This is a genomic window from Sphingomonas sp. MMS12-HWE2-04, assembly GCF_044881185.1.
Taxonomy (GTDB): Bacteria; Pseudomonadota; Alphaproteobacteria; order Sphingomonadales; family Sphingomonadaceae; genus Sphingomonas.
On sequence record NZ_CP173254.1, the window covers coordinates 2,250,094 to 2,271,503 of the forward strand.

Sequence of the window (21,410 nt, forward strand, 5' to 3'; positions counted from 1 at the left end):
ACGACCCCGGCCGCGCCGCCTATCAGCTTGCCCGGTTCGCCGCGCTCAGCACCGCGCGCACCGAAGCCGTGGCGATATCGGCGTCGATCCCCACGCCGAACACGGTCCGCCCGTCCGGTGTCCGGCATTCGACATAGGCAGCCGCCTGCGCGTCGGCGCCGTGGCCGATCGCATGCTCGCTATAATCGACCACATCCAGCGTCGGCCCGGTCGTACCCGCCAACGCGTCGATCACGCCCGAGATGAGGCCATTGCCGCGCCCCGAGATCGACTGCTCGACACCGTCGATCGCGATCCGCCCGACGAACACGCGGCTGCCGGCAGCGCCGGTTTCCTCATAATCGACCAGCGCGATCCGGTCCTTGTCGCTCGGCAGATACACCGCCTCGAACTTGCCGCGGATGTCAGCCGCGTTGAGTTCGCGGCTGGTCTCATCGGCCAGCGCCTGGACGTGGCGCGAGAAATCCGCCTGCATCCGCTTGGGCAGCTTCAGCCCGCGGTCCTGCTCGAGCACCCAGGCGACGCCGCCCTTGCCGCTCTGCGAGTTCACCCGGATCACCGCCTCGTAGTCGCGCCCCAGATCCTTGGGGTCGATCGGCAGATAGGGCACGTTCCAGAGCTGATCGTTGCGCGCTTCCTGCGCAGCAAAACCCTTTTTGATCGCGTCCTGGTGGCTGCCCGAAAACGCCGTGAACACCAGATCACCGGCATAGGGCGTGCGCGGGTGCACCGGGATATTGGTGCAATAATTCACCGTGTTGACGATCTCGTCGATGTCCGAGAGGTCGAGCCCCGGGTTGATCCCCTGGGTATACATATTGAGCGCCACGGTCACGAGGTCGCAATTGCCGGTGCGCTCGCCATTGCCGAGCAGGCAGCCCTCGACTCGGTCGGCGCCCGCCATCAGCCCCAGTTCCGCCGCCGCGACGCCGGTGCCGCGGTCGTTATGCGTGTGCAGGCTGATCACCACCGAGTCCCGGTTGCGGATGTTCCGGCAAAACCATTCGATCTGATCGGCATAGATGTTGGGCGTCGCCGCCTCCACCGTCGCCGGCAGGTTGAGGATCAGCGGCCGCTCGGGGGTCGGGCGCAAGATTTCCATCACTGCCTCGCAGACCTCCACCGAGAAATCGAGCTCTGCGGTCGAGAAGGTCTCGGGGCTATATTCGAAATGCCACTGGGTGTCCGGCTGCTTGGCCGCCTCGTCGCGCAGCACCTTGGCGCCGGCGACGGCAATCTCGCGCACTTCGTCGCGGCTCATCCGGAACACCACGTCGCGCCACGCCGGCGACACGGCGTTGTAGAGGTGGACGATCGCTTGGCGGGCGCCCTTCACGCTCTGGAAGGTCGTTTCGATCAGGTCCTGGCGCGATTGGGTGAGCACCTGGATGGTCACGTCGTCGGGGATCTTCCCTTCGCGCACCAGCCCGGAGATGAAGTCGAATTCGGTCGCGCCCGCGCTCGGAAAGCCGACTTCGATTTCCTTGACGCCGACCTTGCACAGCAATTCGAAGAAGCGCTGCTTCTTCTCGCCGTCCATCGGATCGATCAGCGCCTGGTTGCCGTCGCGCATGTCGGTGGAAAGCCAGCGCGGCGGCTGGGTGATCGTCCGGTTCGGCCATTGCCGGTCGGGCAGGTTCACTTGCGGAAAGGGACGGTATTTGACGCTCGGATCGCGCAACATGGGACTTCGCCTCTCAAGGGGTCGCGGCCGCGCATAGCGCGTGCCTGGTCATGCTAGAAGGTCTTGCTTGGCCTCAGGCCGATTGCCCTTAGGGACGTGCGCGTGACGCGGTCCTGCCCCTAAGGGCGGATAAGTCGAAGAAGGCGTAGCGCATCGGTCACGGCGCGATAATGCCGCGCGGCGGCAAAATTGTCCATCGCTCACGACAAGCGCGGAAAAAATCCCCATATACTAGAGGCATGACGGCCTAATCGCGGAAGGAAGAAAGCACCATGCTGCAACTCGTCTATGTCAGCAGCCTGAGCCCGCAGGCCGATTTCGATCCAACGGCGATTCTCGCCACGTCGCGCGCCAACAATCGCCGCGACGGCATCACCGGGCTGCTCTATTCGGACAAGGCCCGCTTCCTCCAGGCGTTGGAGGGCCCCGAAGCCGAAGTCGAAGCCGCCTTCGCGCGGATCAAGGGCGACGCCCGCCACCGTGCCATCGTGCTACTGTCGCGCCGGACTGTCGACACCCGCGAATTCGGCGATTGGGAGATGGCACACCGGATGCCCGGCACCGACGCGGACCGGTTCATCGAGCGCGTGCGCGAGCTTACGGCCAATGCCGATCCGAATGTGCGGGCCACCTTCGAGGGGTTCGTCAAAGTCCGCGACGGCGCCTGAGCCGATTATTCTGCGTTGGTGGTCACTGCCTCGTTGGCGGCCGGCGCCGCGACATTGGCGTCTTCGGCCGCCGCTTCGGGCGTCTCGCTCGCTTCAGGGGTCGGCGTCGGCTTGGGGGTCGGCGTCGCGACGATCTCGGCCATTGGGGGCGGATCGGAGTAGTTAGTGCCGGTCGTGCCGCCGCCGCCGCATGCGCTCAATCCCAACACGCCGCCCAGCACCACCACTCGCCCCAAAACCCGCATTGCCAGCTCTCCCTATAGCGCGGCGTTCCTAGCATGGCCGCGCGCGCCGGCCTACCGGGCAACCGATCACCCCGCTCATGCGCTTTTGCTGCACCCAAGCAGGAGAAGCGCATGGCCAAGCACCTCGAAAAGGGCGATCGGGTCACCTGGAAATCGCACGGCGCCACCGCACACGGCAAAGTCGTCTCTAGACAGACGCGCGATACCACGATCAAAGGGCATCAGGTGCGTGCATCCCAGCACGAACCGCAGTACATCGTCGAGAGCGACAACGGCGGAAAGGCTTCCCACAAGCCGGGGGCGCTGACGAAGGAATAGCCCGGTAGCGGGCAGAACAGGAGACGAAGAATATGGCGGAGACGAAAGCACGCGGCGGTATCGCCAAGCCGGTTACTCCCTCGGCTGACCTGGCCAAGATCGTCGGCACCGCCGATCTGCCGCGCAGCGAGATTGTCAGCAAGATGTGGGAATACATCAAGAAGCACAACCTCCAGAACCCTGAAAACAAGCGGGAAATTCTGGCGGACGCGACCCTGAAGCCGATCTTCGGCGCCGACAAGGTCACGATGTTCGAGATGAACAAACACATCTCCAAGCACGTCAAGTGAGCCCCGCGCCGGCGCCATGCCGGCGGGACTGACACGGACACGGGGGCGGGTCTCGCAAGAGGCCCGCCCCTTTTCGCTTGGGAAGCAGATACGGGACTTAGCCCGACCGACTCAGCGCCCCGGCCTTACCTCGCTCCTTGCTGTGTTGCGCGGCCGATCAGGCCCGGATGCCGTTGATTCGCCTCCCAAAGCTGCGAAATCCACGCTATCCGCCGCACCGGATCCGCGCCCCGGCGCATTTATCCACAGTTTTTCCACGGCCGCGGGGCCGCGCCACAGGAGACCAAAATGGCCGAACGCTTCGAACGCCACCGCCAGCCTTGGCGCACCGACGAGATCCAAAAGCTCCACACCCTGGCCAAGAAGGGCATGCCGCTGCGCGCGATCGCCAAGGCGCTCACCCGCAGCGAGGAATCGGTGAAAGAACGCGCCAAACTCGACGGGCTGAACATCGCCAAGCTGCACTGACCAAGCGCGCCCCACGGGCGTGCGGCCTAGCGCGTGCCGCTGGTCAGCGCCTGGACGCGCAGCCGGGGAAACACCACTTCCAGCGGCTTGGTGTCGGGCAGCACATAGACATACCCCCCTTCTTTTGGAAAACCGGCCGCACGGACTTGCTGTAAAAGGCCAGCGGCACGTTGATGCAGCCGAAGGTGATGCGATTGTCCTCGGGGGTCGGCGACAGCATCCGCTGGCGCCGCCGCTCCTTCGGGCTCGCCCCCTTGGGGATCGGATGCAGCGCCACCGAGGTGGCATAATCGACCCAGAGCACCCGCTCCTTCCCCACCGCAATGCCGAATTTGGCTAGGAAGCGCCCGGCCGGTGTCGTTTTCTCCGCCGGCCCGATTTCAGCCAGGTTCTTGCTGCCGATGCCGGGCGTGGCATCATCGCCGGTGGCGACGCCGATCAGCACCGGCGCCGCGCCGAGCGGCTTGCCTTTCCGGTCGAACAGAAACAGCGCAGCCCCGGTCTTGTCGACGATGGCATAGGGCAAGGTGCGGTTGTCCCCCGACGCCGCGATCCATTCGGCGACGCGCGTCGTCGCCTCCGAGGGGGCAAGCTCGGGCTTGGGCGGCGAAGCGCCCCCCTGCCCGGCACCCCCGGTCATCGAAGCGGCAGCGAGCCCGGCGAACGCCAGAAACCAGTTGATCATCAATTCAAGCGCTCGACAGGCAAGGGCGCCCGCCCCGAAAGGCGAGCGCCGGAAAATTCAGTTCTTGCGAAGATGCCGCCTCAGTTGCGCGGGCGCTTCACGCGCCGCTCCTGCACGGTCAGCCGCTGATCGACGCCGTCGACGCGACCGTTGAGCTGGTCGAGCCGCTGGCCATTCTGCTGTGCCTGGCCCGAAGCAGCCTGCGCCTCCGCCAGCGCCGCCTTGGCAGTGCCGTCGGTCTCCTGCAGCCGGGTCTCGAGCGCATCGACGCGCTGGCTCACTGGGGCGATCTGGTCGCGCACATAGGATTTGGACGCGCAGCCACCGAGACCAACGGCGCCGACCAGGACCATGACGGGGATAAGCTTACTCACTGAACGCATGATTTTTCTTTCAACTATTAACCAAGCGCAACAACCCAAACTCACCGCTTGGGTTCCAACAATGTGATTCTGTCCGGCTGTGCATGTTCTCGGGCAAGTGGATGGCCCGGCCAGATCCCGCGACGTCCAATCGCCTGGGAGGGCCATTGGTGGAGTCGTTCAGATCCCGTAAGACCGACACAGGGTAAGGCCGCACCTAGTCGACGGATTCAGGGGGACGTCATAGCCATTCTTATGAGCGCCATCGTGGCCATGGCGCAGGTTGTGTCGCACGCTCCGGCTTCGGCACAGCGCAGCAGCACGTGGCAGGGCACACTTACCCTTGCGTCGCGGGCGACCCTGCGGGTCGTGCTGCACCTTCGCATCGACGAGCGCGGAGTGATCAGCGGCAGCCTCGACAGCCTGGACCAAAGGGTATGGAACACGCCGCTGACCGACGTGACTAGGACGGCGACGACTCTGTCGTTCGTGGTGCCCGCCAATGGCAGCCGCTACAGCGCCAAATGGGATGCGATTGCGCGATGCTGGGTAGGCACCTGGTCGCAAGGGACCGCGCAGATACCCCTCACGCTGGCACCAGGCGGCCCCCCTCCGCGCCCGGCAAGATCGCCGGCCGAATGGGCAGTGCCGACTGACTTCGAAATCGGCGATATCCTTGCGCGGCGCCTCGCACAGCGCCCGGGCGAGGCGATCGTCGTCGGCGTGATCGACCCGCGGGGTCGGCGGATCGTCGTGCGTGGCCCGGCCAACAGCCGAACGCTGTTCGAAATCGGGTCCATCACCAAGATATTCACCGGCCTGTTGCTAGCGGACATGGCGGCGCGCGGTGAGGTCGGTCTGAACGATCCCCTCTCGAAATATCTGCCCGCTGCCGCCACGCCCAAGGTCCGCGGCCGGGAAATCACTTTACTCGATCTGGCGACGCATCGCTCTGGGCTGCCGCGCGTGCCGCTCAACCTTCCTCGCACCGACGAGGGCAATCCCTATGCCGACTATACGCCGGCGTTGATGGAGCAATTTCTGGGGGCTTATGTGCCGGATCGTGAGCCGGGCGCCCGCTATGAATATTCCAATCTCGGCGTCGCCCTGCTGGGGCAGATCCTCGCGAAACGCGCCGGCACCGAGTATGAGACGCTGGTCCGGACACGGATCACCGGCCCACTAAAACTCGCGGACACGCAAATCCGCCATTCCGGCGGCGACATGCGTCATCAGGCAATTCCGCATGACGCGTTCCTGCGGCCGGTCGCGCCGTGGGACGATAGCGTGATGCGCCCGGCAGGCGGCCTGCGATCCGACGCGGACGATATGCTGACCTTCCTAGCCGCGCATCTCGGCTTCACCCCGACGCCGTTGAAGACGGCCATGGATGCCATGCGGGTGGCGCAGGGTGACGGCGGCGACCCCGACACTGCAATGGGCATCGGATGGATGATCGCGAAGACGCCGATCGGCGAGATTGTTACCCATGGCGGCGCGACCGGAGGCTATCTGACGCGGATAGCTTTCGATCCGGTGCGTCGGCGCGGTGTCGTCGTATTGGCCAACGCGATGGCCCAACCGGGCGTCGACGATATCGCACTGCATCTGCTGACCGGCTCGCCGATCGCGGTCGCGCCGCCGCCGCCTGCTGCGCCAGCCGCCCGGCCCGTCCTGGCGATCCCGCCTGCAGACCTGGACAAGTTGGTCGGCCGCTACCGGCTCGATCCAGACCAGGTGATCACGGTGTTCCGATCGAAAAATCGGCTGATGATTCAATTGACCGGCCAGCAGGCACTGCCGGTTCACGCGTCGGGACCGCTCGATTTCTTCGGCACGATTGTGCCGTTCGAACTGCGCTTTTACGGGTCGGGCGGCAAAATCGAGGGCCTCAGGTTGCGCCAGGACGGTGAGGAAAAGACTGCCCCGCGCATTACGACGCCCTGAAGATCTCCAGGCATCGCCAACCGGTGCGATCGGGTGGCCCGGCGCTGTCTACCGTCCCGGTAATGCCTGCGTTGCACTTCTCAGCCCCTCGCGAGGATCAGGTCAACGCTGCGCGTCGGGCGCGAACGGGTCCTTCGGGATCCGGGCGGACCGCTGTGTCTCGCTGGGGCTGCCCGGCGGCTTGGTCGCCTGGATACCGACGCAGCGCCGCATCTCCGCAATCGCCGCGCCGCTCCCCTCCAGTGTCAGCTGCTCGACCGGAACGGTCCCGCGATAGATGTGGAGCGCCTTCGAACTGGCGAAATGGTCCGGAAATTTCGGGTCGAAATTCGTGACGAACCCCCGCTTCCCGTCTGACGCCATGCCCACCACCGGGTGATCGGGATAGCCGCCTTTGGAAAGCTTGAAGGTCAGTTTCAACGCTTCCTGCGGCTTGATCGACCAGTTCTCGTTGAGGACCGAAAGGCGATTGCTACCGTCGACATCGAGCCCGAACAGCAGCGTAGTATCGCCATCGCCCCCAAAGGTCCGGGTGACGAAGCATCCGCTTCCGTCCTTGCTGGCTGACACCGTCCAGCCCCCCACGGTCCGCGTCGCGTAACGCTGCGCTAAAGCGGGGTGGCTCGCGACCAGCCCGGTGCACAGCGCGATTGCCAACGCCATCGGACGGATCGTCGCCCGCGATCGGGCTTGGACTAGTTCACGCATTCGGCACTTATTCTCCACGGCGCATGGGTCGGAATCGCGGCGCCGGCCACGAACGCAACACGGCGCCGGCTGCTCCCTGTCTGTTGGACGAAGCGAGGTCGTCGTGTCGAGCGCGGACTTGCCCGGCCGTTATCTTGCGGGGGTGACGAACCGTGGTCCCGCGGCTAACGCCGCTCCATGCCTCAGTACGACGCGATCATCCTCGGCGGCGGCGCCGCCGGCCTGATGTGCGCGGCGATCGCCGGCCAGCGCGGCCGCCGCGTGCTGCTGCTCGATCACGCGCCCGAAGTCGGCAAGAAAATCCTGATCTCGGGCGGCGGGCGGTGCAATTTCACCAATCTCGGCATCGCACCCGATCGCTATCTCTCTGCCAATCCGCATTTCGCCAAGTCGGCGCTGCGTCGCTACACCCAGCACGACTTTATCGAACTCGTCGCGCGCCACGGCATCGCCTGGCACGAGAAGACGCTCGGGCAATTGTTCTGCGACGGCAGCGCCCGCCAGATCGTCGAGATGCTGCTAGGCGAATGCGCGATCGGCCAGGTGACGATCGAGACCGGTCGCGCCGCCGGCGAGATCGGGCATGCCGACGGCCACTTCCAGGTCGGTGCCGACAGTGCCCCCGCGCTCGTGCTCGCCACCGGCGGCCCGTCGATCCCCAAGATGGGCGCGACCGGCTTTGCCTATGACGTCGCGCGCCGCTTCGGATTGAAGGTCGTCGAGCCGCGCCCCGCGCTCGTCCCGCTCACCCTCGCCGGCGATCAGGCGCTGTTCCGCGAGCTTTCGGGCGTCTCGGCGCCGGTGGTCGCGCGTGCCGGCAAGGCGGCTTTTGCCGAAGCGGCGCTGTTCACCCATCGCGGCCTTTCCGGCCCGGCCATCCTCCAGGTGTCGAGCTATTGGCGTCCGGGCGCGCCGATCGGCATCGACTTTCTGCCCCAGGCCGAGCCCGGCTGGCTGGTCCAGGCCAAGCGCGATCGCCCGCGCACGACGCTGCGCCGCGCGCTCGCCCTCCCCGATCGGCTTGCCGAGGCGCTGGCAGACACGCTCGCGCTCTCCGGCGAACTCGCCAACATCCCCGATCGCGCGCTGGCCGAGGCCGAGCGCCGCCTCGCCGACTGGTGCTTCCACCCCAATGGCACCGAGGGTTTCGCCAAGGCCGAGGTGACGATCGGCGGCATTTCCACCGCCGATCTCTCCTCGCAGACCATGGAAGCGCGCAAGGTCCCCGGCCTCTATGCGATCGGCGAGGCGGTCGACGTGACGGGCTGGCTCGGCGGCTATAATTTCCAATGGGCGTGGTCCAGCGGCTGGGCGGCCGGCCAGGCGCTTTAACCTGGCATCGTGCCCCCGTACTAAACCCTAATGTTCTGCAGCCCTTGCGCTGCTAAAGCTTCGCGCGCAGCATCCGTTTTAGGGATCGTGCGCAACGCGACACTTAGTTGTAGGGGCAGGATTTTGGAAGCATTGCACTTGTCGCCGCATCGCGCCGCAAATGAAGCGCAGCATCCGCGAACCTGCGCCGCCACCAGTCTCGCCGATCTGGTCCGCTGCGCGCTCGGTGTCGACGCCGTGGTGCTAGACTTGCGCGGCTATGCCGAACGCCGCCGCCGCACCGGCCAGGCCGAGGCACTGGGCAGCGCCGGCGCGTTCGACGGCGGCGATCCCCAGTCGGAACTCCAGCTTCATGCGCTCGCCGATCCGATCCACGCCTATCGCGCAGGCTATTATGCCTATGCCGGGGTCCCGATCCACGCGCGGGGCGGCGCCACGCTCGGCACGATCGCCGCGCTCGCTTATGCCGATCGCGCGTTCGACGAGTCCGCGCTGCAGATCCTGCGCAAAGCCGCGGCGACGGTCGCCGACCTGCTCGACGCCAATCAGCCTGCGAGTTGACGCGCCGGTTCGTGCTCGGCACCATGTTGGCGCGCACAGATCGCACGCCCCCGCGCGGTCAGCGTCGCATCGAGCACCACCGGCCCCGTGGGCCCGACGATCAGTGCCTCATAGCTGATCAGCCCGAGGTCGCTTAGATGCTGGACGGCGTGGAGGAATTCGGGCGCGAGTGCATCGTCGACGTCGACCAATGCCGGCCGCAGCGTATGGAAGGCGGGCCACTGCACCCACAGCGTGTCGAGAATGGCCCTGGCGTGGGCGGTGTCGAACACCGGATTCAGTTCATCATACGCCATACAAAGCCTCACACGCTGTCTTGCTCTTGCGCCCCCGTTTGTCTCTCTGCGCCATCCCCGGCGTCTGTCTTCATAAAGCGCTAAAAGAGGTTAACAAACGGTAAACGCCCCGCCGCAAAACGCGCGGGCCAGCACGGCCGCCAGCGCCGCGACGAAACTAACTTCGCCGGATCAGCAGCTTGGCGACAGAGTTTATCGCTGCGCTGCAGCAATATTGTCATTATCGCATTGCGCGAGGGGCTGGCCGGCGCGCCCGCGTCGCGGCCGCCGCGCGGCGACGCCCGGATCGGGACCAAGTTAGCGCTTGCGTCAGAGCCCTCCCGCCCCCATTTGCGGCGTTCCATGTCATTTTCAGACCTCCCTGCGCTTCTCGCAGAAGCGCTCGCCGCGCGCGGCTATGAAGCGCCCACCGCCGTCCAGGCCGCCGTGCTCGAACCCGAAGCCGCCGGCCGCGACCTCATCGTCTCCGCCCAGACCGGCTCGGGCAAGACCGTCGCGTTCGGCCTCGCCATCGCCGGCGAGATGCTCGGCGAAGACGGCCGCGTCGTTCCCACCCGCGAGCCCCACGCGCTGGTCATCGCGCCGACGCGTGAGCTGGCGCTTCAGGTCAGCCGCGAGCTGATCTGGCTCTACGGCCCCACCGGTGCGCGCATCGCCACCTGCGTCGGCGGCATGGATGCCTCGAAGGAGCGCCGCCAGCTCAACCACGGCGCGCACATCGTCGTCGGCACGCCCGGCCGCCTGCGCGACCATCTCGAACGCGGCGCGCTCGACTTATCGAACCTCCGCGCCGCGATCCTCGACGAAGCCGACGAGATGCTCGACATGGGCTTCCGCGAAGATCTCGAGGAGATCCTCAACGCCTCGCCGAACGAGCGCCGCACGCTGCTTTTCTCGGCGACGATGCCCAAGCCGATCGTCCAGCTCGCCAAGCGCTACCAGAAGGACGCGCTGCGCATCTCGACCGTCGGCGAGGATCGCGGCCATGGCGACATCGCCTATCAGGCCGTCGCCGTTTCGCCCTCGGACATCGAGCACGCGGTGATCAACCTGCTGCGTTTTCACGAGGCGGAGACCGCGATCCTGTTTTGCGCCACGCGCGACAATGTCCGTCACCTGCACGCCACGCTCACCGAGCGCGGCTTCTCGGTGGTCGCGCTGTCGGGCGAGCATAGCCAGTCGGAGCGCAACAACGCGCTCCAGGCGCTGCGCGATCGCCGCGCCCGCGTCTGCGTCGCCACCGATGTCGCCGCGCGCGGCATCGACTTGCCGTCGCTCAGCCTGGTCGTCCATGTCGAGATGCCGCGCGACGCCGAGGCGCTCCAGCACCGTTCGGGCCGGACCGGTCGCGCCGGCAAGAAGGGCACTGCGGTGCTCATCGTCCCCTATCCGCGCCGCCGCCGCGTCGAGATGATGCTGCGCGGCGCGCGCATCAACGCCGAGTGGATCGACGTGCCGACTCCCGAGGCGATCCGCGCCCAGGACCATGAGCGCCTGCTCGCCGCCTTGCTTGCGCCGATCGAGACCGACGAAGAGGATCTGGCGCTCGCCGATCGCCTGCTCGCCGAGAAGACGCCGCAGGAGATTGCCGCCGCGCTCGTCCATGCGCACCGCGCATCGATGCCCCAGCCCGAGGAAATCTCGGACCGCGCGCATTCGGATCGCCGCGAGGACCGCCAGCCGGTCCATCGCGAAGGGTTTGACGACGTCGCCTGGTTCAAGATGGACATCGGCCGTCGCCAGAACGCCGATCCGCGCTGGATCCTGCCGCTGATCTGCCGCCGCGGCGGGATCACCAAGAACGAAGTCGGCGCGATCCGCATCGGCCCGAACGAAACCGCCTTCCAGGTCCCGCGCGGGCTGGCGAGCAAGTTCATGACCGCGGTCCAGCGCAGCGCGACCGAGGATGACGACGTCCACTTCCTGCCCTCGGATGGCCCGCCCCAGGGCGGCCATGGCGGCGGCGGTGGTGGCCAGGGCGGCCCGCGCGGGGCGCCACGCGGCGGTCCCAACCGCGCCGCAGCGCCGCGCCACCAGGCCAAGCCCTATCAGCGCAAGGGGCCGCCCCGGGGACCGCGCCCGCAGTGAGCGCGCGCGTCCTCGTCGACGCCGATGCCTGTCCGGTAAAGGACGAGGTCTATAAGGTCGCCTGGCGCCGCGAAGTGCCGGTGGTGATCGTCAGCAACCAGCATCTGCGCATTCCCGCGCATCCGCTGGTAAGCCGCCAGGTGGTGAGCGACGGCTTCGACGCCGCCGACGACTGGATCGCGGAAGCGGCAGACGCGCACAGCGTCGTCGTCACCGCCGACATCCTGCTCGCCGATCGCTGCCTCAAGGCTGGCGCCCGCGTCCTCTCCCCCACCGGCAAGCCCTTCACCACCAGCTCGATCGGCGCCGCGATCGCCACCCGCGCGATCATGGCCGACCTGCGCGCCGGCGGCGAACAGATCGGCGGCCCGGCCCCGTTCGCGAAGACCGACCGGTCGCGGTTTCTGCAGGCGCTGGACGAGGCGCTGGCGGGAGTGATGCGCGGCCGGTGAGGTCGGTGCGGAACGGCCTAGAAGACGAATTGGGCGAATATCCGGGGCCCCGATCCCGGCCCTCGACCGCGTACGCGCTGCAGCCAGGCGAATCCCAGCTCGACCTCGGCGCCACGGCCGATCGGTCTCTCGATCGTCAGGCTCGGGCCGAGATAGTGCTGCCCCGCAGGCGCGGCCTCGTCTTCGCCGCTCAGCCGGGCGATCTGGCCCGAGGCTTCGATGCCCGCCCAGAGATCTTCGCCCAGGCCGCGCTGGATCGAGGTTGCGTAGGCCAGCCCTGTTGCCTGCGCTCGGTCCTCGCGCACGCGGCGCAGGATCAGATCCGCCTGCAGCCACCATTTGGGCGTGCGGGTTTCGGCAATACCTCGCCCCTCCAGCTCCGCAATCCTGCCGTCGCGGTCAACCGAAACCTCGAATTGCAGCCCCAGGCCTATCGGAGCTTCCGTCGGTTCTATCAGTCGCACGAGCGCACCTAACCCTGCCGACTCCACCGTCAGCCCGCCGCGAGGCCCTTCGACTTCGACTTGGGCGCCCAGCACGATCCGGTCGCTCACGGCATACGACGCCTCGACGGCCTGCTCGCCACTGCCTCCGAACGCGCCGAAATATTCGAGCTGCCATTCGCCCTTGTCCGGCTCGATCTGCTCAAGCTGCTCGGGCCCGTTCTGCGCCCAGGCCGGCGCGGCGGCGCTCGCCAGCAGGCAAGCGCAGATCCCGCGCGCTACGCGACGCGAATGCGCGGCGATCAACCCGCAGCGCCCTTTTGAACGGATTGCAGACCGGCAGGCCGGGGGGCGGCGGCGCGCTCGCCGTTCAGCAGATCGGCCGCTTGCTCGGCACTGGTCGCCTTTCCAAACAGATAGCCCTGTGCCTGTTCACAGTCCAATGCGCGCAGCGTCGCTGCCGCGGCTTCGGTTTCGACCCCCTCCGCCGTCACCGGCATGCCCAGTGCCTTGCCTAGCCCTGCCACGGCCTTGACGATCCGCTGGCTTTCGATCGAATCCATGGTTTGGATGAACGAGCTGTCGATCTTCAAATGGTTGAACTTGAGCTGGCGGAGGTGCGACAGGCTCGAATAGCCCTTGCCGAAATCATCGAGCGCGATGCGGATTCCCGCATTCTGCAGCGAACCGAACACTTCCGCCGTCGCCGCGATGTCTTCGATAATCGCATTTTCGGTGACCTCCACGATCAACCGGCTCGGCGGGAAGCCCGTCTCCGCAAGAATGCCCAGCAAGCGCGCCGAGAGCCAAGGATTCTTGAGCTGTATCGGCGAGATGTTGATCGAAAGCGTGGTGTCGGGATGCCAATCGCGCGCGGCGATGCAGCCTTCGCGCAAGATGCGGTTGGAGAGCGCGTCGATGACGCCGATATCCTCGGCAACGGGGATGAAGGCGTCGGGCTGGATCATGCCCTTGGTCGGATGATGCCATCGTGCCAAGGCTTCGAAGCCGACGATCCGATTTTCCGCGAGCGATATCACGGGCTGGAAATGCGGTATGATCTCACCGGCCTCGATCGCGGCGCGCAGATCGGCTTCCATCCGCGCCCGAGCGCGCAGGCGCTCGTCCATCTCGGCATGGAAAAAGCGGTAGACGCCCTTGCCCGCTCGCTTGCCGTCATACATCGCCACGTCGGCGGAGCGCAGCAGCTCTTCGGCATTGGTGGAATCGATCGGCGCGCGGGCGATGCCGATCGTCGCGCCTATTTCCAGTTTCCGGCCGCCGATCTCATAAGGCGCGCTCAGCATCCGCACGATCTGCGTCGCGGCGCGCGCTGGCGCGTCGGTGCCCGCCTCATGGGCCATCACTGCGACGAACTCGTCGCCGCCCAGCCGTGCCGTCAACCCGTCGGGGCACGCGCGGTTGAGCCGTGTCGCGACTTCGACGAGCACGCCGTCGCCCGCCTCGTGGCCATGAAGGTCGTTCACGGGTTTGAAATGGTCCAGGTCGATGACGAACACGGCGCATTGCCCGCCGGCCGCCTGTGCCTTGTCGATCAGCGCCGGCAGCTCTTCGTGGAGCACGCGGCGATTGGCCAGGCCGGTCAATGGATCATGCCGCGCCAGCATAAGCGCGCGTTGCTCGGCGGCTTCGCGATGGCGCATTTCGCTCGCCAGCTCGCATCCGCGACGGACAGCCACGATCAGTGCGCCGAAACCCAAAAAGAAGAATGCAAAGAAATATTCGTCAAGCTGCCAGCTTTCATGATCGTTGAGAAACACGACCACATTTTCGAAGGCATTGATGCGATCAAAGACGAACGACAAGCTGATCGCTACCGCAATTATTATTCCGAACTCGATCGGTTTTATCAGCGTTCCGCGGCCAAGATATTTTCGCACAACGCCGCCTGTCAGGAAGGATTCCAGCGCACATCATCGGGCCTAAGCCGCTAAAAGACTATGAATTGGCGGCTCCGCATAACCCCGGAAAGCGTGCTCGCCGGCCCGCTTTATGCGCCAGCGTGGCGCATCGTTTACCTCGCGTCCTTGGCCTTCGGCTCGAGCGGACAATAAAGAACAAACGTTGAACATGCAGCCCGGCGACCTATCTACGTTCACATGATTCGTGCGCCGCTCTTTTGGGGCTGTCAGCCCCGCCCCGGCATCGCGCATGCCAAGCGAATGGGCGCGCAGGCGTGGCAGCCTGGGAACGCCGCGGTCGCTTTAGCGTCGCCTCCATGTCGTCAACCCGGCGCGCACGTGGCGCGTGCGTCGGGCATCCGCGTCGCGCGGTTGTTGCGTTGGGGGCGCGCGGCTGTCGCCGCAACGGCGCGTACATGTGGCTTCGCGTCGCCTCGGCGGTGTGCAACCTTCGCCTCGCAGGCGCATCGCGGCCTCTCGCCGGCGCATCGATGTGGCGTAGCGCCGGGCCCGTTCCGAACAATGACGCAAAATCAGCAGCTTGCTCGATCGCGACCCGCCAGCCACCCCGATCGCGTGTCAACCTGTCAATCGAGCCCCGCCACCCCCCTCCGCAACTGTGACTTTTGCGACCTTCCCGTTGCCCTGCCCCCCGTCCCTTCCTAAGCTCGCGCCGAAACATTCCATCGCGGGGGCCCATGCTTAAGACCATCCTTCTCGCCGGCGCGCTGGCGGCCGGCATTCCTGCGGCGCAGGCGCAGAGCGTCAGCGAAGCGTCGGTGCGCGGGCATGCCTCGTATCTGGCCGGCGAGGCGCTGCGCGGCCGCGGCAGCGCGACGCCGGACGAGGCCGCCGCCGCCGCCTATGTCGCCGCCGCCTTTCGCGGCTATGGCCTGCAGACCGCGCCGGGGATGACCGGCTATACCCAGACGGCAGAGGTCGTCAGTCTCAAGCTCGGATCCCCCGCGGTGTTCACGGTCAATGGTGCCGTGGTCGCCGATCCGCTGCTGTTTTCCTCTTCGGGCAAGGACGTGCGTGGCACGCTCAGCGTCTATGCCGGCGAGCCCGCCGCCGCGAGCGCCGCGATCGTCCTCGCTTCCCCTGCCGATGGCAACGGCCTGCGCTTCGCCGGTTCGGTCGATCCGTCGAAGGTCAAGCTGGTGATCATCCGCGCCAATGCCGAGGTCCGCGATTATTATGCCAAGATCGGCGGCGCCCCCCGCCTGCCGCGCACCTTCAAGGGCGAGCCGGCCCGACCGCGGCCGACCATCCTCGCCCTCCCCGACGCAGCCTTCGACGCGCTCGCCCGCCAGGACGGCGCCGCGGTGGCGCTCGAGCTACCCGGGCTGGTCGAGCAGGTTTCCACCACCACCAATGCGATCGGCTATCTGCCCGGCACCGATCCCAAGGCTGGGGTGATCCTGCTCAGCGCGCATCTCGATCATCTGGGCCTCCGCCCCGATGGCAAGATGATGTACGGCGCCAATGACGACGCGTCGGGGACGGTCGCCGTGCTCGAGCTCGCCAAGGCGCTGGCGGGCAAGAAGCATCGCCGCGGCATCCTGTTCGTCGCCTATGGCAGCGAGGAGATTGGCGGCTTCGGCTCGCGCTGGTTCGGTGCGCACCCGCCGGTCCCGCTCGATCAGATCGCCGCCAATATCGAGTTCGAGATGATCGGCGCGCAGGATCCCAAGCTGCCGGCCGGCGACATGATGATGACGGGGTACGAGCGCTCGAACCTGGGCGAGACCTTGAAGGCGCATGGCGCGCTGCTCGCCGCCGATCCCTATCCCGATGAGCATTTCTTCCAGCGCTCGGACAATTACAGCCTCGCGCTCAAGGGCATCGTCGCCCACACCATCTCGGGCTGGGCGGTGGTGCCGACCTATCACACGCCCGAAGACACGTTCGCCAATCTCGACACCGGCTTCATGACGCGCGCGATCCAGTCGCTGATCGTGCCGGTGCGCTGGCTGGCCGACAGCAGCTTCCGCCCCGATTGGAAGCCCGGCGGGCGTCCGGAAGAGAAGTGAGCCGGACCGCGGACCTATTCGGGCGCGTAGGCGCGCATGAAGATGTCCGCGGCGGCAACGGCCTCCTGGTCGCGTTCCTCGGCGCTGATCTCCTGCCCCCAGATCATCCGTTGTTGTGCTCCACCCATGCACAGGCTGGCGAGCACCCGCGCGGCACGGTGGGGATCGTCGCGTCGCAACGTGCCCGCTTCCATCTCCGCCGCGAAGAAGCCGGCGAGCAGCTCCAGCGTCGGTTGCGGCGCGCGGCGGAAAAAGATCTGGCCGACCTCCGGAAAGCGATTGACCTCGGCCGCGACCAGCCGGTGCAGCCGCAGCGCCTCGGGCGAAGTGATCTTCGTGACGAAGCCGCGGCAAAACTGCAGCACGGTGGCGTGCAGGTCGTCGCTCGGCTTGAGCAAGTCACCGAGCTGCTGGCGATACGCCGCGGTCGCGTCGTCGAGCACCGCGGCAAACAATTCCTCCTTCGAGGGAAAGTAGCCCCACAGCGTACCCTTGGACCCGCCAAGCTCGGCCGAAATCGCCGACATGGACGCACCTGAATAGCCATTTTCGAGGAACGCGCTTCGGGCGACCGCCAGTATTGCCTCACGCCGATCCTGCTTGCGCGCCTCGCGCTTGCCGGGCGCCTTTTCCGGCTTGTCCATTAGCTTTTCCATAACCGTACTATAGGGTACGGTTTTCACTTGACAAGTGGCGTCTGCGCGCCCATCTGCGCTGCCGTACCACCTAGTACGGTTTTTACCCCATGATCGCTTCCACCTTCCGTCCCCTGCTTTTGACCGCGGTTGCCGGGTCCGCCCTTCTCTCCGCCTGCGCCCCGGTGCCCCAGCTTGGAGCGCGCCCTGAAGTTCGGGCCGCGGCCAGCTACGCCGCGGATCAGTCGCTTGCGCCGCGCGCCGATGCCTCGGCCTGGCCCGCCAACGACTGGTGGACCGCCTATGGCGACACCCAGCTCAGCGGCCTGATCGTCGAGGGGCTGAGCGACTCGCCCGATCTCGCCGCCGCCGCCGCGCGCCTTCGCTCGGCGCAGGGCTATGCCCAGCAGGCCGGCGCCGCGCGCCTGCCCTCGGTCGGCGTTCAGGCCAGCGCGACCGAAGCCAAGCAGAGCTACAACAACGGCATCCCCGCCGCCTTCGTGCCGCAAGGCTGGAACGATAGCGGCCAGCTCGCCGCCAATCTCAGCTTCGATCTCGATCTCTGGGGCAAGAATCGCGCCGCGCTCGCCGCCGCCACCTCGGATGCCGAGGCCGCCCGTATCGAACTCGAACAGTCGCGGCTGGTGCTCTCGACCAACATCGCCAGCGCCTATGCCGATCTTGCCCGCCTAGCCGCGGAGCGAGCGGTCCAGGCCAAGGCGCTCGACCTGCGCAGCCAGACGCAGAAGCTGGTCGGCGATCGGGTCGCCAACGGCCTTGATACTCGTGCCGAGTCGAAGCAGGCCGACGCTGCCGTCCCCGCTGCCCGCGCCGATCTCGCCGCGACAGACGAAGCGATCGCACTCACCCGCAATCGCATCGCCGCGCTGCTGGGCAAGGGCCCCGATCGCGGCCTGAACATCGCACTTCCCGCTGGTCCGGCCGAAGTCCATGGCCTTCCCGCGGGCGTCACCACCGATCTGATCGGCCGCCGACCCGACATCGCCGCCGCCCGCGCTCGGGTCGAATCCGCGGCGAGCCGGATCAAGGTCGCGCGCGCCGATTTCTATCCCTCCGTCAACATCACCGCGCTGATCGGCTTCCAGGCGCTCGGGCTCGACAACCTGTTCAAGAGCGGTTCGAGCTTCGGCCAGGCTGGCCCCGCGCTGACCCTGCCGATCTTCCGCGGCGGCCAGCTCGCCGGCCAGTATAAGGGCGCCCGCGCCGGCTATGACGAGGCCGTTGCCAATTATGACGCGACGGTCACCACCGCCTTCCGCGAAGTGGCCGACGCCGTCACCAGCCAGAACGCGCTGGTCAATCGGCTTTCCGAGAGCCGCCAGGCGCTGACGGATTCGGAGGCCGCCTATTCCATCGCCAGGCAACGCTATGAAGGCGGCCTGTCGACATTCCTGGATGTTCTGACCGCCGAGGAGAGGGTGTTGCAGAGCCGCCAGATCGTTGCCGACCTCGAGGCGCGGGCCTTCACGCTCGACGTCCAGCTGGTCCGCGCGCTCGGCGGAGGCTTTTCCACTAACACCGCGGCCGCTGCCGCACGCAAGGACTCGACCCATGGCTGATGCCGCCCCTGCACTTCACCCCGCGAACGCCCAGGAAGCCGACGCCAAGCCCAGCCTGCGCAAGAAGCTGCTCGGCGGCATCGCAGGCGCCGTACTGATCGCCGGCATCGGCTATGGCGGCTGGTATGCCCTGGTCGGCAGCCACTATATCAGCACCGACAATGCCTATGTCGGCGCGGACTCGGCCAGCGTGACCCCGATGGTCGCCGCCCAGGTGCTGGGCGTCGCGGTCTCCGATACTCAGGCCGTCAAGAAGGGCGATCTGCTCGTCCAGCTCGACAATAGCGATGCCCAGATCGCGCTTACCCAGGCCGAAGCAGATCTCGCCAAGGCGCGCCGCCAATATGGCCAGACTTCCGCGACCAGCGCCGGCCTCGCCGCGCAGGTCGAAGCCCGCAATGCCGATATCGCGCGTGCTCGTGCCCAGCTCGTCGCCGCCCAGGCGGACTTCGAGAAAGCACGCGTCGACCTCGCCCGGCGCCAGCGCCTCGCCCCCAACGGCGCGGTGTCGGGCGAGGAACTCACCTCGGCGACCAACGCCTTCGCCTCGGCGCGCGCCAATCTGGAACTCGCCCGCGCCGGCGTGGCCCAGGCGAACGCCACGCGCGGCGCCGCCACCGGCCAGCTCGATGCAAACAACGCGCTGATCAGCGGCACTACCGCGGCGACCGCACCCGAGGTGCTCGCGGCCCAGGCAAAGGTCGCCCAGGCCAAGCTCGACCTCCAGCGTACTGCGATCCGTGCGCCGATCGACGGCATCGTGACCCGGCGCAACGTCCAGGTCGGTCAGCGCGTCGCGCCGGGCACCCAGCTGATGCTGATCGTCCCGGTCGCCCAGCTTTATGTCGATGCGAACTTCAAGGAAGGCCAGCTCACCAAGGTCGTGGTCGGCCAGCCGGTGACGCTCAAATCCGATCTCTATGGCGGCGATGTCCAATATCACGGCAAGGTCGTTGGCCTGTCGGGCGGCACCGGATCGTCGTTCGCGCTGATCCCGGCGCAGAACGCCACGGGCAACTGGATCAAGGTGGTCCAGCGCCTCCCCGTCCGCGTCGCGCTCGATCCCAAGGAACTGCAGGCGCATCCGCTTCGGGTCGGTCTGTCGATGGACGCCGAGATCGACGTCTCGAAGAACTGAGGACCGGTCCGATGAATGGCAAGGCCGAGGCCATGGCGCCCCTTACCGGGTTCCGGCTCATCCTGGCGGGTGCGGTGCTCGCGCTCACCAACTTCATGGTGGTGCTGGATACCACCATCGCCAATGTCTCGGTGCCGCACATCGCGGGCAGCCTCGGCATCTCGGCGAGCCAGGGGACGTGGATCATCACGTCCTATGCCGTTGCGGAGGCGGTGTGCGTGCCCTTGACCGGCTGGCTCGCCGGCCGGTTCGGCACCGTGCGTACCTTCACCTTCGGCATGATCGGCTTCGGCGTCTTTTCCGTGCTATGCGGCATGTCTACCACGCTCGGCATGCTCGTCGCCTGCCGGATTGGTCAGGGTCTGTGCGGCGGCCCGCTGATGCCGCTCAGCCAGACGCTGCTGATGCGCATCTTCAAGCCCGAGCAGCGCGCCCAGGCGATGGGGGTCTGGGCGATGACCACCGTCGTCGCGCCGATCCTCGGCCCGATCCTCGGCGGCACCATTTCCGATAGCTGGTCGTGGCACTGGATCTTCTTCATCAACATCCCGGTTGCCGCGATCTGCGCCTTTGGCGCGATGCATCTGCTGCGCTCGGTCGAGACTCCTACGGAGAAGCTCCGCGTCGACCGGATCGGGCTGATGCTGATGCTGCTCTGGATCGCCGCGCTTCAGATCCTGCTCGATCTCGGTCGCGAACATGACTGGTTCAACGATCCGCTGATCGTCTCGCTCGGCGTGATCGCCGCGATCGGCTTCGCGGTCTTCCTCGCCTGGGAAGTTACCGAGGGCGAGCCGATCGTCGACCTGCGCGTGTTCCGCCACCGCGGCTTTACCGTCGCCGTAACCTCGCTGTCCTTCGCCTTCGCGACCTTCTTCGCCTCGGCCGTGATCATCCCGCAATGGCTGCAGACCAGCATGGGCTACACCGCGACCTATGCGGGCTACGCGACTGCCTTCACCGGGGTTGCGGCGGTGATCATGTCGCCGATCGTTGCCAAGCTCTCGACCAAGGTCGATCCGCGCGCACTGGTCTGCTTCGGCATCCTGTGGCTGGGCATGACATCGTTGCTCCGCGTCCATTGGAGCAGCCAGGCCGATTTCTGGACGCTCGCCTTCCCACAGCTCCTGCAGGGTGTCGGCATGCCGTTCTTCTTCATCCCGCTGACCACGCTGGCACTCGGCGCAGTCGAGCCGCACGAAACCGCTTCGGCGGCGGGCGTGATGAGCTTCATGCGAACGATGGCGGGTGCGATCGGCACGTCCATCTCTGCGACGATGTGGGACGATGGCGCCCGCGTCGCGCGCAGCGAGATCGTGTCTCGACTGAACACGCAGGGAACGGTCGACGCGATGACCGCGCAGGGCTTCTCGCTCGATCAGATCCGCAGCGTCATGGCCCAACTCGTCGACAAGGAAGCCTTCGCACTGGCGACCAACCATATCTTCCTGATCTCGGCCTTCATCTTCGCAGGTGCCGCTATGATCATCTGGCTGACCCCTCGCCCCACCCGCGCGGTGGCGATGGGCGCCGCGCACTGAAGTGAGTGGGGCGG

At 66.7% G+C, this 21,410-nt stretch carries 21 protein-coding genes and 1 pseudogene; 13 read left to right on the forward strand and 9 right to left on the reverse strand.

The genetic code is table 11. The features are described from left to right. Positions 1–22 precede the first annotated feature (22 nt). Positions 23–1,684, reverse strand: coding sequence for a 2-isopropylmalate synthase (leuA, locus tag AB2M62_RS10335; RefSeq protein ID WP_404333480.1), 1,662 nt, complete (start codon positions 1,682–1,684; stop codon positions 23–25). Positions 1,685–1,956: 272 nt separating this feature from the next. On the opposite strand from leuA, the gene AB2M62_RS10340 reads away from it, so the two are divergent. Then, positions 1,957–2,352, forward strand: coding sequence for a BLUF domain-containing protein (locus AB2M62_RS10340; RefSeq protein WP_404333482.1), 396 nt, complete (start codon positions 1,957–1,959; stop codon positions 2,350–2,352). Positions 2,353–2,357: 5 nt separating this feature from the next. Here the strand turns inward: AB2M62_RS10340 and AB2M62_RS10345 are convergent, their stop codons facing one another. After that, complete coding sequence (locus AB2M62_RS10345; RefSeq protein WP_404333484.1) at positions 2,358–2,597, reverse strand: hypothetical protein; 240 nt, start codon at positions 2,595–2,597, stop codon at positions 2,358–2,360. Positions 2,598–2,708: 111 nt separating this feature from the next. On the opposite strand from AB2M62_RS10345, the gene AB2M62_RS10350 reads away from it, so the two are divergent. The 3 genes from AB2M62_RS10350 to AB2M62_RS10360 all read left to right on the forward strand — a co-directional run bounded on the left by AB2M62_RS10350 (position 2,709) and on the right by AB2M62_RS10360 (position 3,673). After that, positions 2,709–2,915, forward strand: a complete 207-nt coding sequence (locus AB2M62_RS10350) for a DUF2945 domain-containing protein (RefSeq protein WP_404333486.1) — start codon at positions 2,709–2,711, stop codon at positions 2,913–2,915. Between the two features lie 32 nt (positions 2,916–2,947). Continuing rightward, positions 2,948–3,205, forward strand: coding sequence for an SWIB/MDM2 domain-containing protein (locus AB2M62_RS10355; RefSeq protein ID WP_404333488.1), 258 nt, complete (start codon positions 2,948–2,950; stop codon positions 3,203–3,205). Positions 3,206–3,493: 288 nt separating this feature from the next. Further along, the gene (locus AB2M62_RS10360; protein WP_404333490.1) at positions 3,494–3,673 is read left to right on the forward strand and encodes a hypothetical protein; all 180 of its coding nucleotides are present in this window, start codon (positions 3,494–3,496) and stop codon (positions 3,671–3,673) included. Between the two features lie 26 nt (positions 3,674–3,699). Here AB2M62_RS10360 and AB2M62_RS10365 read toward each other — a convergent pair. Together AB2M62_RS10365 and AB2M62_RS10370 are read right to left on the reverse strand one after the other, a co-directional pair. Beyond that, positions 3,700–4,358, reverse strand: a pseudogene (locus AB2M62_RS10365) (hypothetical protein). A gap of 80 nt (positions 4,359–4,438) precedes the next feature. Then, on the reverse strand, positions 4,439–4,741 hold the full coding sequence (locus AB2M62_RS10370; RefSeq protein WP_404333491.1) for a hypothetical protein: 303 nt from the start codon (positions 4,739–4,741) through the stop codon (positions 4,439–4,441). A gap of 234 nt (positions 4,742–4,975) precedes the next feature. Here AB2M62_RS10370 and AB2M62_RS10375 point away from each other — a divergent pair, with 234 nt between their 5' ends. Beyond that, positions 4,976–6,667, forward strand: coding sequence for a serine hydrolase domain-containing protein (locus tag AB2M62_RS10375; protein ID WP_404333492.1), 1,692 nt, complete (start codon positions 4,976–4,978; stop codon positions 6,665–6,667). 102 nt (positions 6,668–6,769) lie between these two features. On the opposite strand, the gene AB2M62_RS10380 is transcribed toward AB2M62_RS10375, so the two are convergent. Next, complete coding sequence (locus tag AB2M62_RS10380) at positions 6,770–7,330, reverse strand: hypothetical protein (protein WP_404333494.1); 561 nt, start codon at positions 7,328–7,330, stop codon at positions 6,770–6,772. A 222-nt stretch (positions 7,331–7,552) separates the two neighbouring features. Here AB2M62_RS10380 and AB2M62_RS10385 point away from each other — a divergent pair, with 222 nt between their 5' ends. Next, positions 7,553–8,707 carry an NAD(P)/FAD-dependent oxidoreductase gene (locus tag AB2M62_RS10385; protein WP_404333495.1) on the forward strand — a complete coding sequence of 385 codons (1,155 nt, stop codon included), beginning with the start codon at positions 7,553–7,555 and terminating at the stop codon, positions 8,705–8,707. A gap of 123 nt (positions 8,708–8,830) precedes the next feature. Next, a complete protein-coding gene (locus tag AB2M62_RS10390) occupies positions 8,831–9,268 on the forward strand; it encodes a GAF domain-containing protein (protein WP_404333497.1) in 438 nt (145 codons plus the stop codon). Here AB2M62_RS10390 and AB2M62_RS10395 read toward each other — a convergent pair. Continuing rightward, a complete protein-coding gene (locus AB2M62_RS10395; protein ID WP_404333498.1) occupies positions 9,253–9,564 on the reverse strand; it encodes a hypothetical protein in 312 nt (103 codons plus the stop codon). The genes AB2M62_RS10390 and AB2M62_RS10395 overlap by 16 nt on opposite strands. 342 nt (positions 9,565–9,906) lie before the next feature. Between AB2M62_RS10395 and AB2M62_RS10400 the strand changes: the two genes are divergently transcribed. Together AB2M62_RS10400 and AB2M62_RS10405 are read left to right on the forward strand one after the other, a co-directional pair. Then, positions 9,907–11,652: a DEAD/DEAH box helicase gene (locus AB2M62_RS10400; protein ID WP_404333500.1), complete on the forward strand. Its 1,746-nt coding sequence runs from the start codon at positions 9,907–9,909 to the stop codon at positions 11,650–11,652. Next, positions 11,649–12,104 carry a YaiI/YqxD family protein gene (locus AB2M62_RS10405; RefSeq protein ID WP_404333502.1) on the forward strand — a complete coding sequence of 152 codons (456 nt, stop codon included), beginning with the start codon at positions 11,649–11,651 and terminating at the stop codon, positions 12,102–12,104. Before AB2M62_RS10400 ends, AB2M62_RS10405 begins: the two co-directional genes overlap by 4 nt. A gap of 17 nt (positions 12,105–12,121) precedes the next feature. Here the strand turns inward: AB2M62_RS10405 and AB2M62_RS10410 are convergent, their stop codons facing one another. Both AB2M62_RS10410 and AB2M62_RS10415 read right to left on the reverse strand, forming a co-directional pair. Further along, on the reverse strand, positions 12,122–12,853 hold the full coding sequence (locus AB2M62_RS10410; protein ID WP_404333504.1) for a hypothetical protein: 732 nt from the start codon (positions 12,851–12,853) through the stop codon (positions 12,122–12,124). Then, complete coding sequence (locus AB2M62_RS10415) at positions 12,850–14,448, reverse strand: putative bifunctional diguanylate cyclase/phosphodiesterase (RefSeq protein ID WP_404333505.1); 1,599 nt, start codon at positions 14,446–14,448, stop codon at positions 12,850–12,852. The genes AB2M62_RS10410 and AB2M62_RS10415 overlap by 4 nt, the downstream gene beginning before the upstream one ends. Before the next feature lie 719 nt (positions 14,449–15,167). Here AB2M62_RS10415 and AB2M62_RS10420 point away from each other — a divergent pair. Beyond that, positions 15,168–16,502 (forward strand): M28 family metallopeptidase, encoded by a 1,335-nt coding sequence (locus AB2M62_RS10420; protein WP_404333507.1) that lies wholly within the window; start codon positions 15,168–15,170, stop codon positions 16,500–16,502. Positions 16,503–16,516: 14 nt separating this feature from the next. On the opposite strand, the gene AB2M62_RS10425 is transcribed toward AB2M62_RS10420, so the two are convergent. Continuing rightward, a complete protein-coding gene (locus AB2M62_RS10425; protein WP_404333508.1) occupies positions 16,517–17,146 on the reverse strand; it encodes a TetR/AcrR family transcriptional regulator in 630 nt (209 codons plus the stop codon). 101 nt (positions 17,147–17,247) lie between these two features. Here AB2M62_RS10425 and AB2M62_RS10430 point away from each other — a divergent pair, with 101 nt between their 5' ends. Genes AB2M62_RS10430 through AB2M62_RS10440 form a run of 3 tightly spaced genes read left to right on the forward strand, consistent with a single transcriptional unit; the run spans position 17,248 to position 21,396 of the window. Next, the gene (locus AB2M62_RS10430) at positions 17,248–18,717 is read left to right on the forward strand and encodes an efflux transporter outer membrane subunit (protein WP_404333510.1); all 1,470 of its coding nucleotides are present in this window, start codon (positions 17,248–17,250) and stop codon (positions 18,715–18,717) included. Next, positions 18,710–19,855: an HlyD family efflux transporter periplasmic adaptor subunit gene (locus tag AB2M62_RS10435; RefSeq protein WP_404333512.1), complete on the forward strand. Its 1,146-nt coding sequence runs from the start codon at positions 18,710–18,712 to the stop codon at positions 19,853–19,855. Before AB2M62_RS10430 ends, AB2M62_RS10435 begins: the two co-directional genes overlap by 8 nt. An 11-nt stretch (positions 19,856–19,866) precedes the next feature. Further along, the gene (locus AB2M62_RS10440) at positions 19,867–21,396 is read left to right on the forward strand and encodes a DHA2 family efflux MFS transporter permease subunit (protein ID WP_404333514.1); all 1,530 of its coding nucleotides are present in this window, start codon (positions 19,867–19,869) and stop codon (positions 21,394–21,396) included. Positions 21,397–21,410: the final 14 nt, after the last annotated feature.

Coding starts and splice junctions, on each gene's coding strand:
- leuA (WP_404333480.1), bottom strand. CDS start 1,684: ATGTTGCGCGATCCGAGCGTCAAATACCGTCCCTTTCCGCAAGTGAAC.
- AB2M62_RS10340 (WP_404333482.1), top strand. CDS start 1,957: ATGCTGCAACTCGTCTATGTCAGCAGCCTGAGCCCGCAGGCCGATTTC.
- AB2M62_RS10345 (WP_404333484.1), bottom strand. CDS start 2,597: ATGCGGGTTTTGGGGCGAGTGGTGGTGCTGGGCGGCGTGTTGGGATTG.
- AB2M62_RS10350 (WP_404333486.1), top strand. CDS start 2,709: ATGGCCAAGCACCTCGAAAAGGGCGATCGGGTCACCTGGAAATCGCAC.
- AB2M62_RS10355 (WP_404333488.1), top strand. CDS start 2,948: ATGGCGGAGACGAAAGCACGCGGCGGTATCGCCAAGCCGGTTACTCCC.
- AB2M62_RS10360 (WP_404333490.1), top strand. CDS start 3,494: ATGGCCGAACGCTTCGAACGCCACCGCCAGCCTTGGCGCACCGACGAG.
- AB2M62_RS10370 (WP_404333491.1), bottom strand. CDS start 4,741: ATGCGTTCAGTGAGTAAGCTTATCCCCGTCATGGTCCTGGTCGGCGCC.
- AB2M62_RS10375 (WP_404333492.1), top strand. CDS start 4,976: ATGAGCGCCATCGTGGCCATGGCGCAGGTTGTGTCGCACGCTCCGGCT.
- AB2M62_RS10380 (WP_404333494.1), bottom strand. CDS start 7,330: ATGGCGTTGGCAATCGCGCTGTGCACCGGGCTGGTCGCGAGCCACCCC.
- AB2M62_RS10385 (WP_404333495.1), top strand. CDS start 7,553: ATGCCTCAGTACGACGCGATCATCCTCGGCGGCGGCGCCGCCGGCCTG.
- AB2M62_RS10395 (WP_404333498.1), bottom strand. CDS start 9,564: ATGGCGTATGATGAACTGAATCCGGTGTTCGACACCGCCCACGCCAGG.
- AB2M62_RS10400 (WP_404333500.1), top strand. CDS start 9,907: ATGTCATTTTCAGACCTCCCTGCGCTTCTCGCAGAAGCGCTCGCCGCG.
- AB2M62_RS10420 (WP_404333507.1), top strand. CDS start 15,168: ATGCTTAAGACCATCCTTCTCGCCGGCGCGCTGGCGGCCGGCATTCCT.
- AB2M62_RS10425 (WP_404333508.1), bottom strand. CDS start 17,146: ATGGACAAGCCGGAAAAGGCGCCCGGCAAGCGCGAGGCGCGCAAGCAG.
- AB2M62_RS10430 (WP_404333510.1), top strand. CDS start 17,248: ATGATCGCTTCCACCTTCCGTCCCCTGCTTTTGACCGCGGTTGCCGGG.
- AB2M62_RS10435 (WP_404333512.1), top strand. CDS start 18,710: ATGGCTGATGCCGCCCCTGCACTTCACCCCGCGAACGCCCAGGAAGCC.
- AB2M62_RS10440 (WP_404333514.1), top strand. CDS start 19,867: ATGAATGGCAAGGCCGAGGCCATGGCGCCCCTTACCGGGTTCCGGCTC.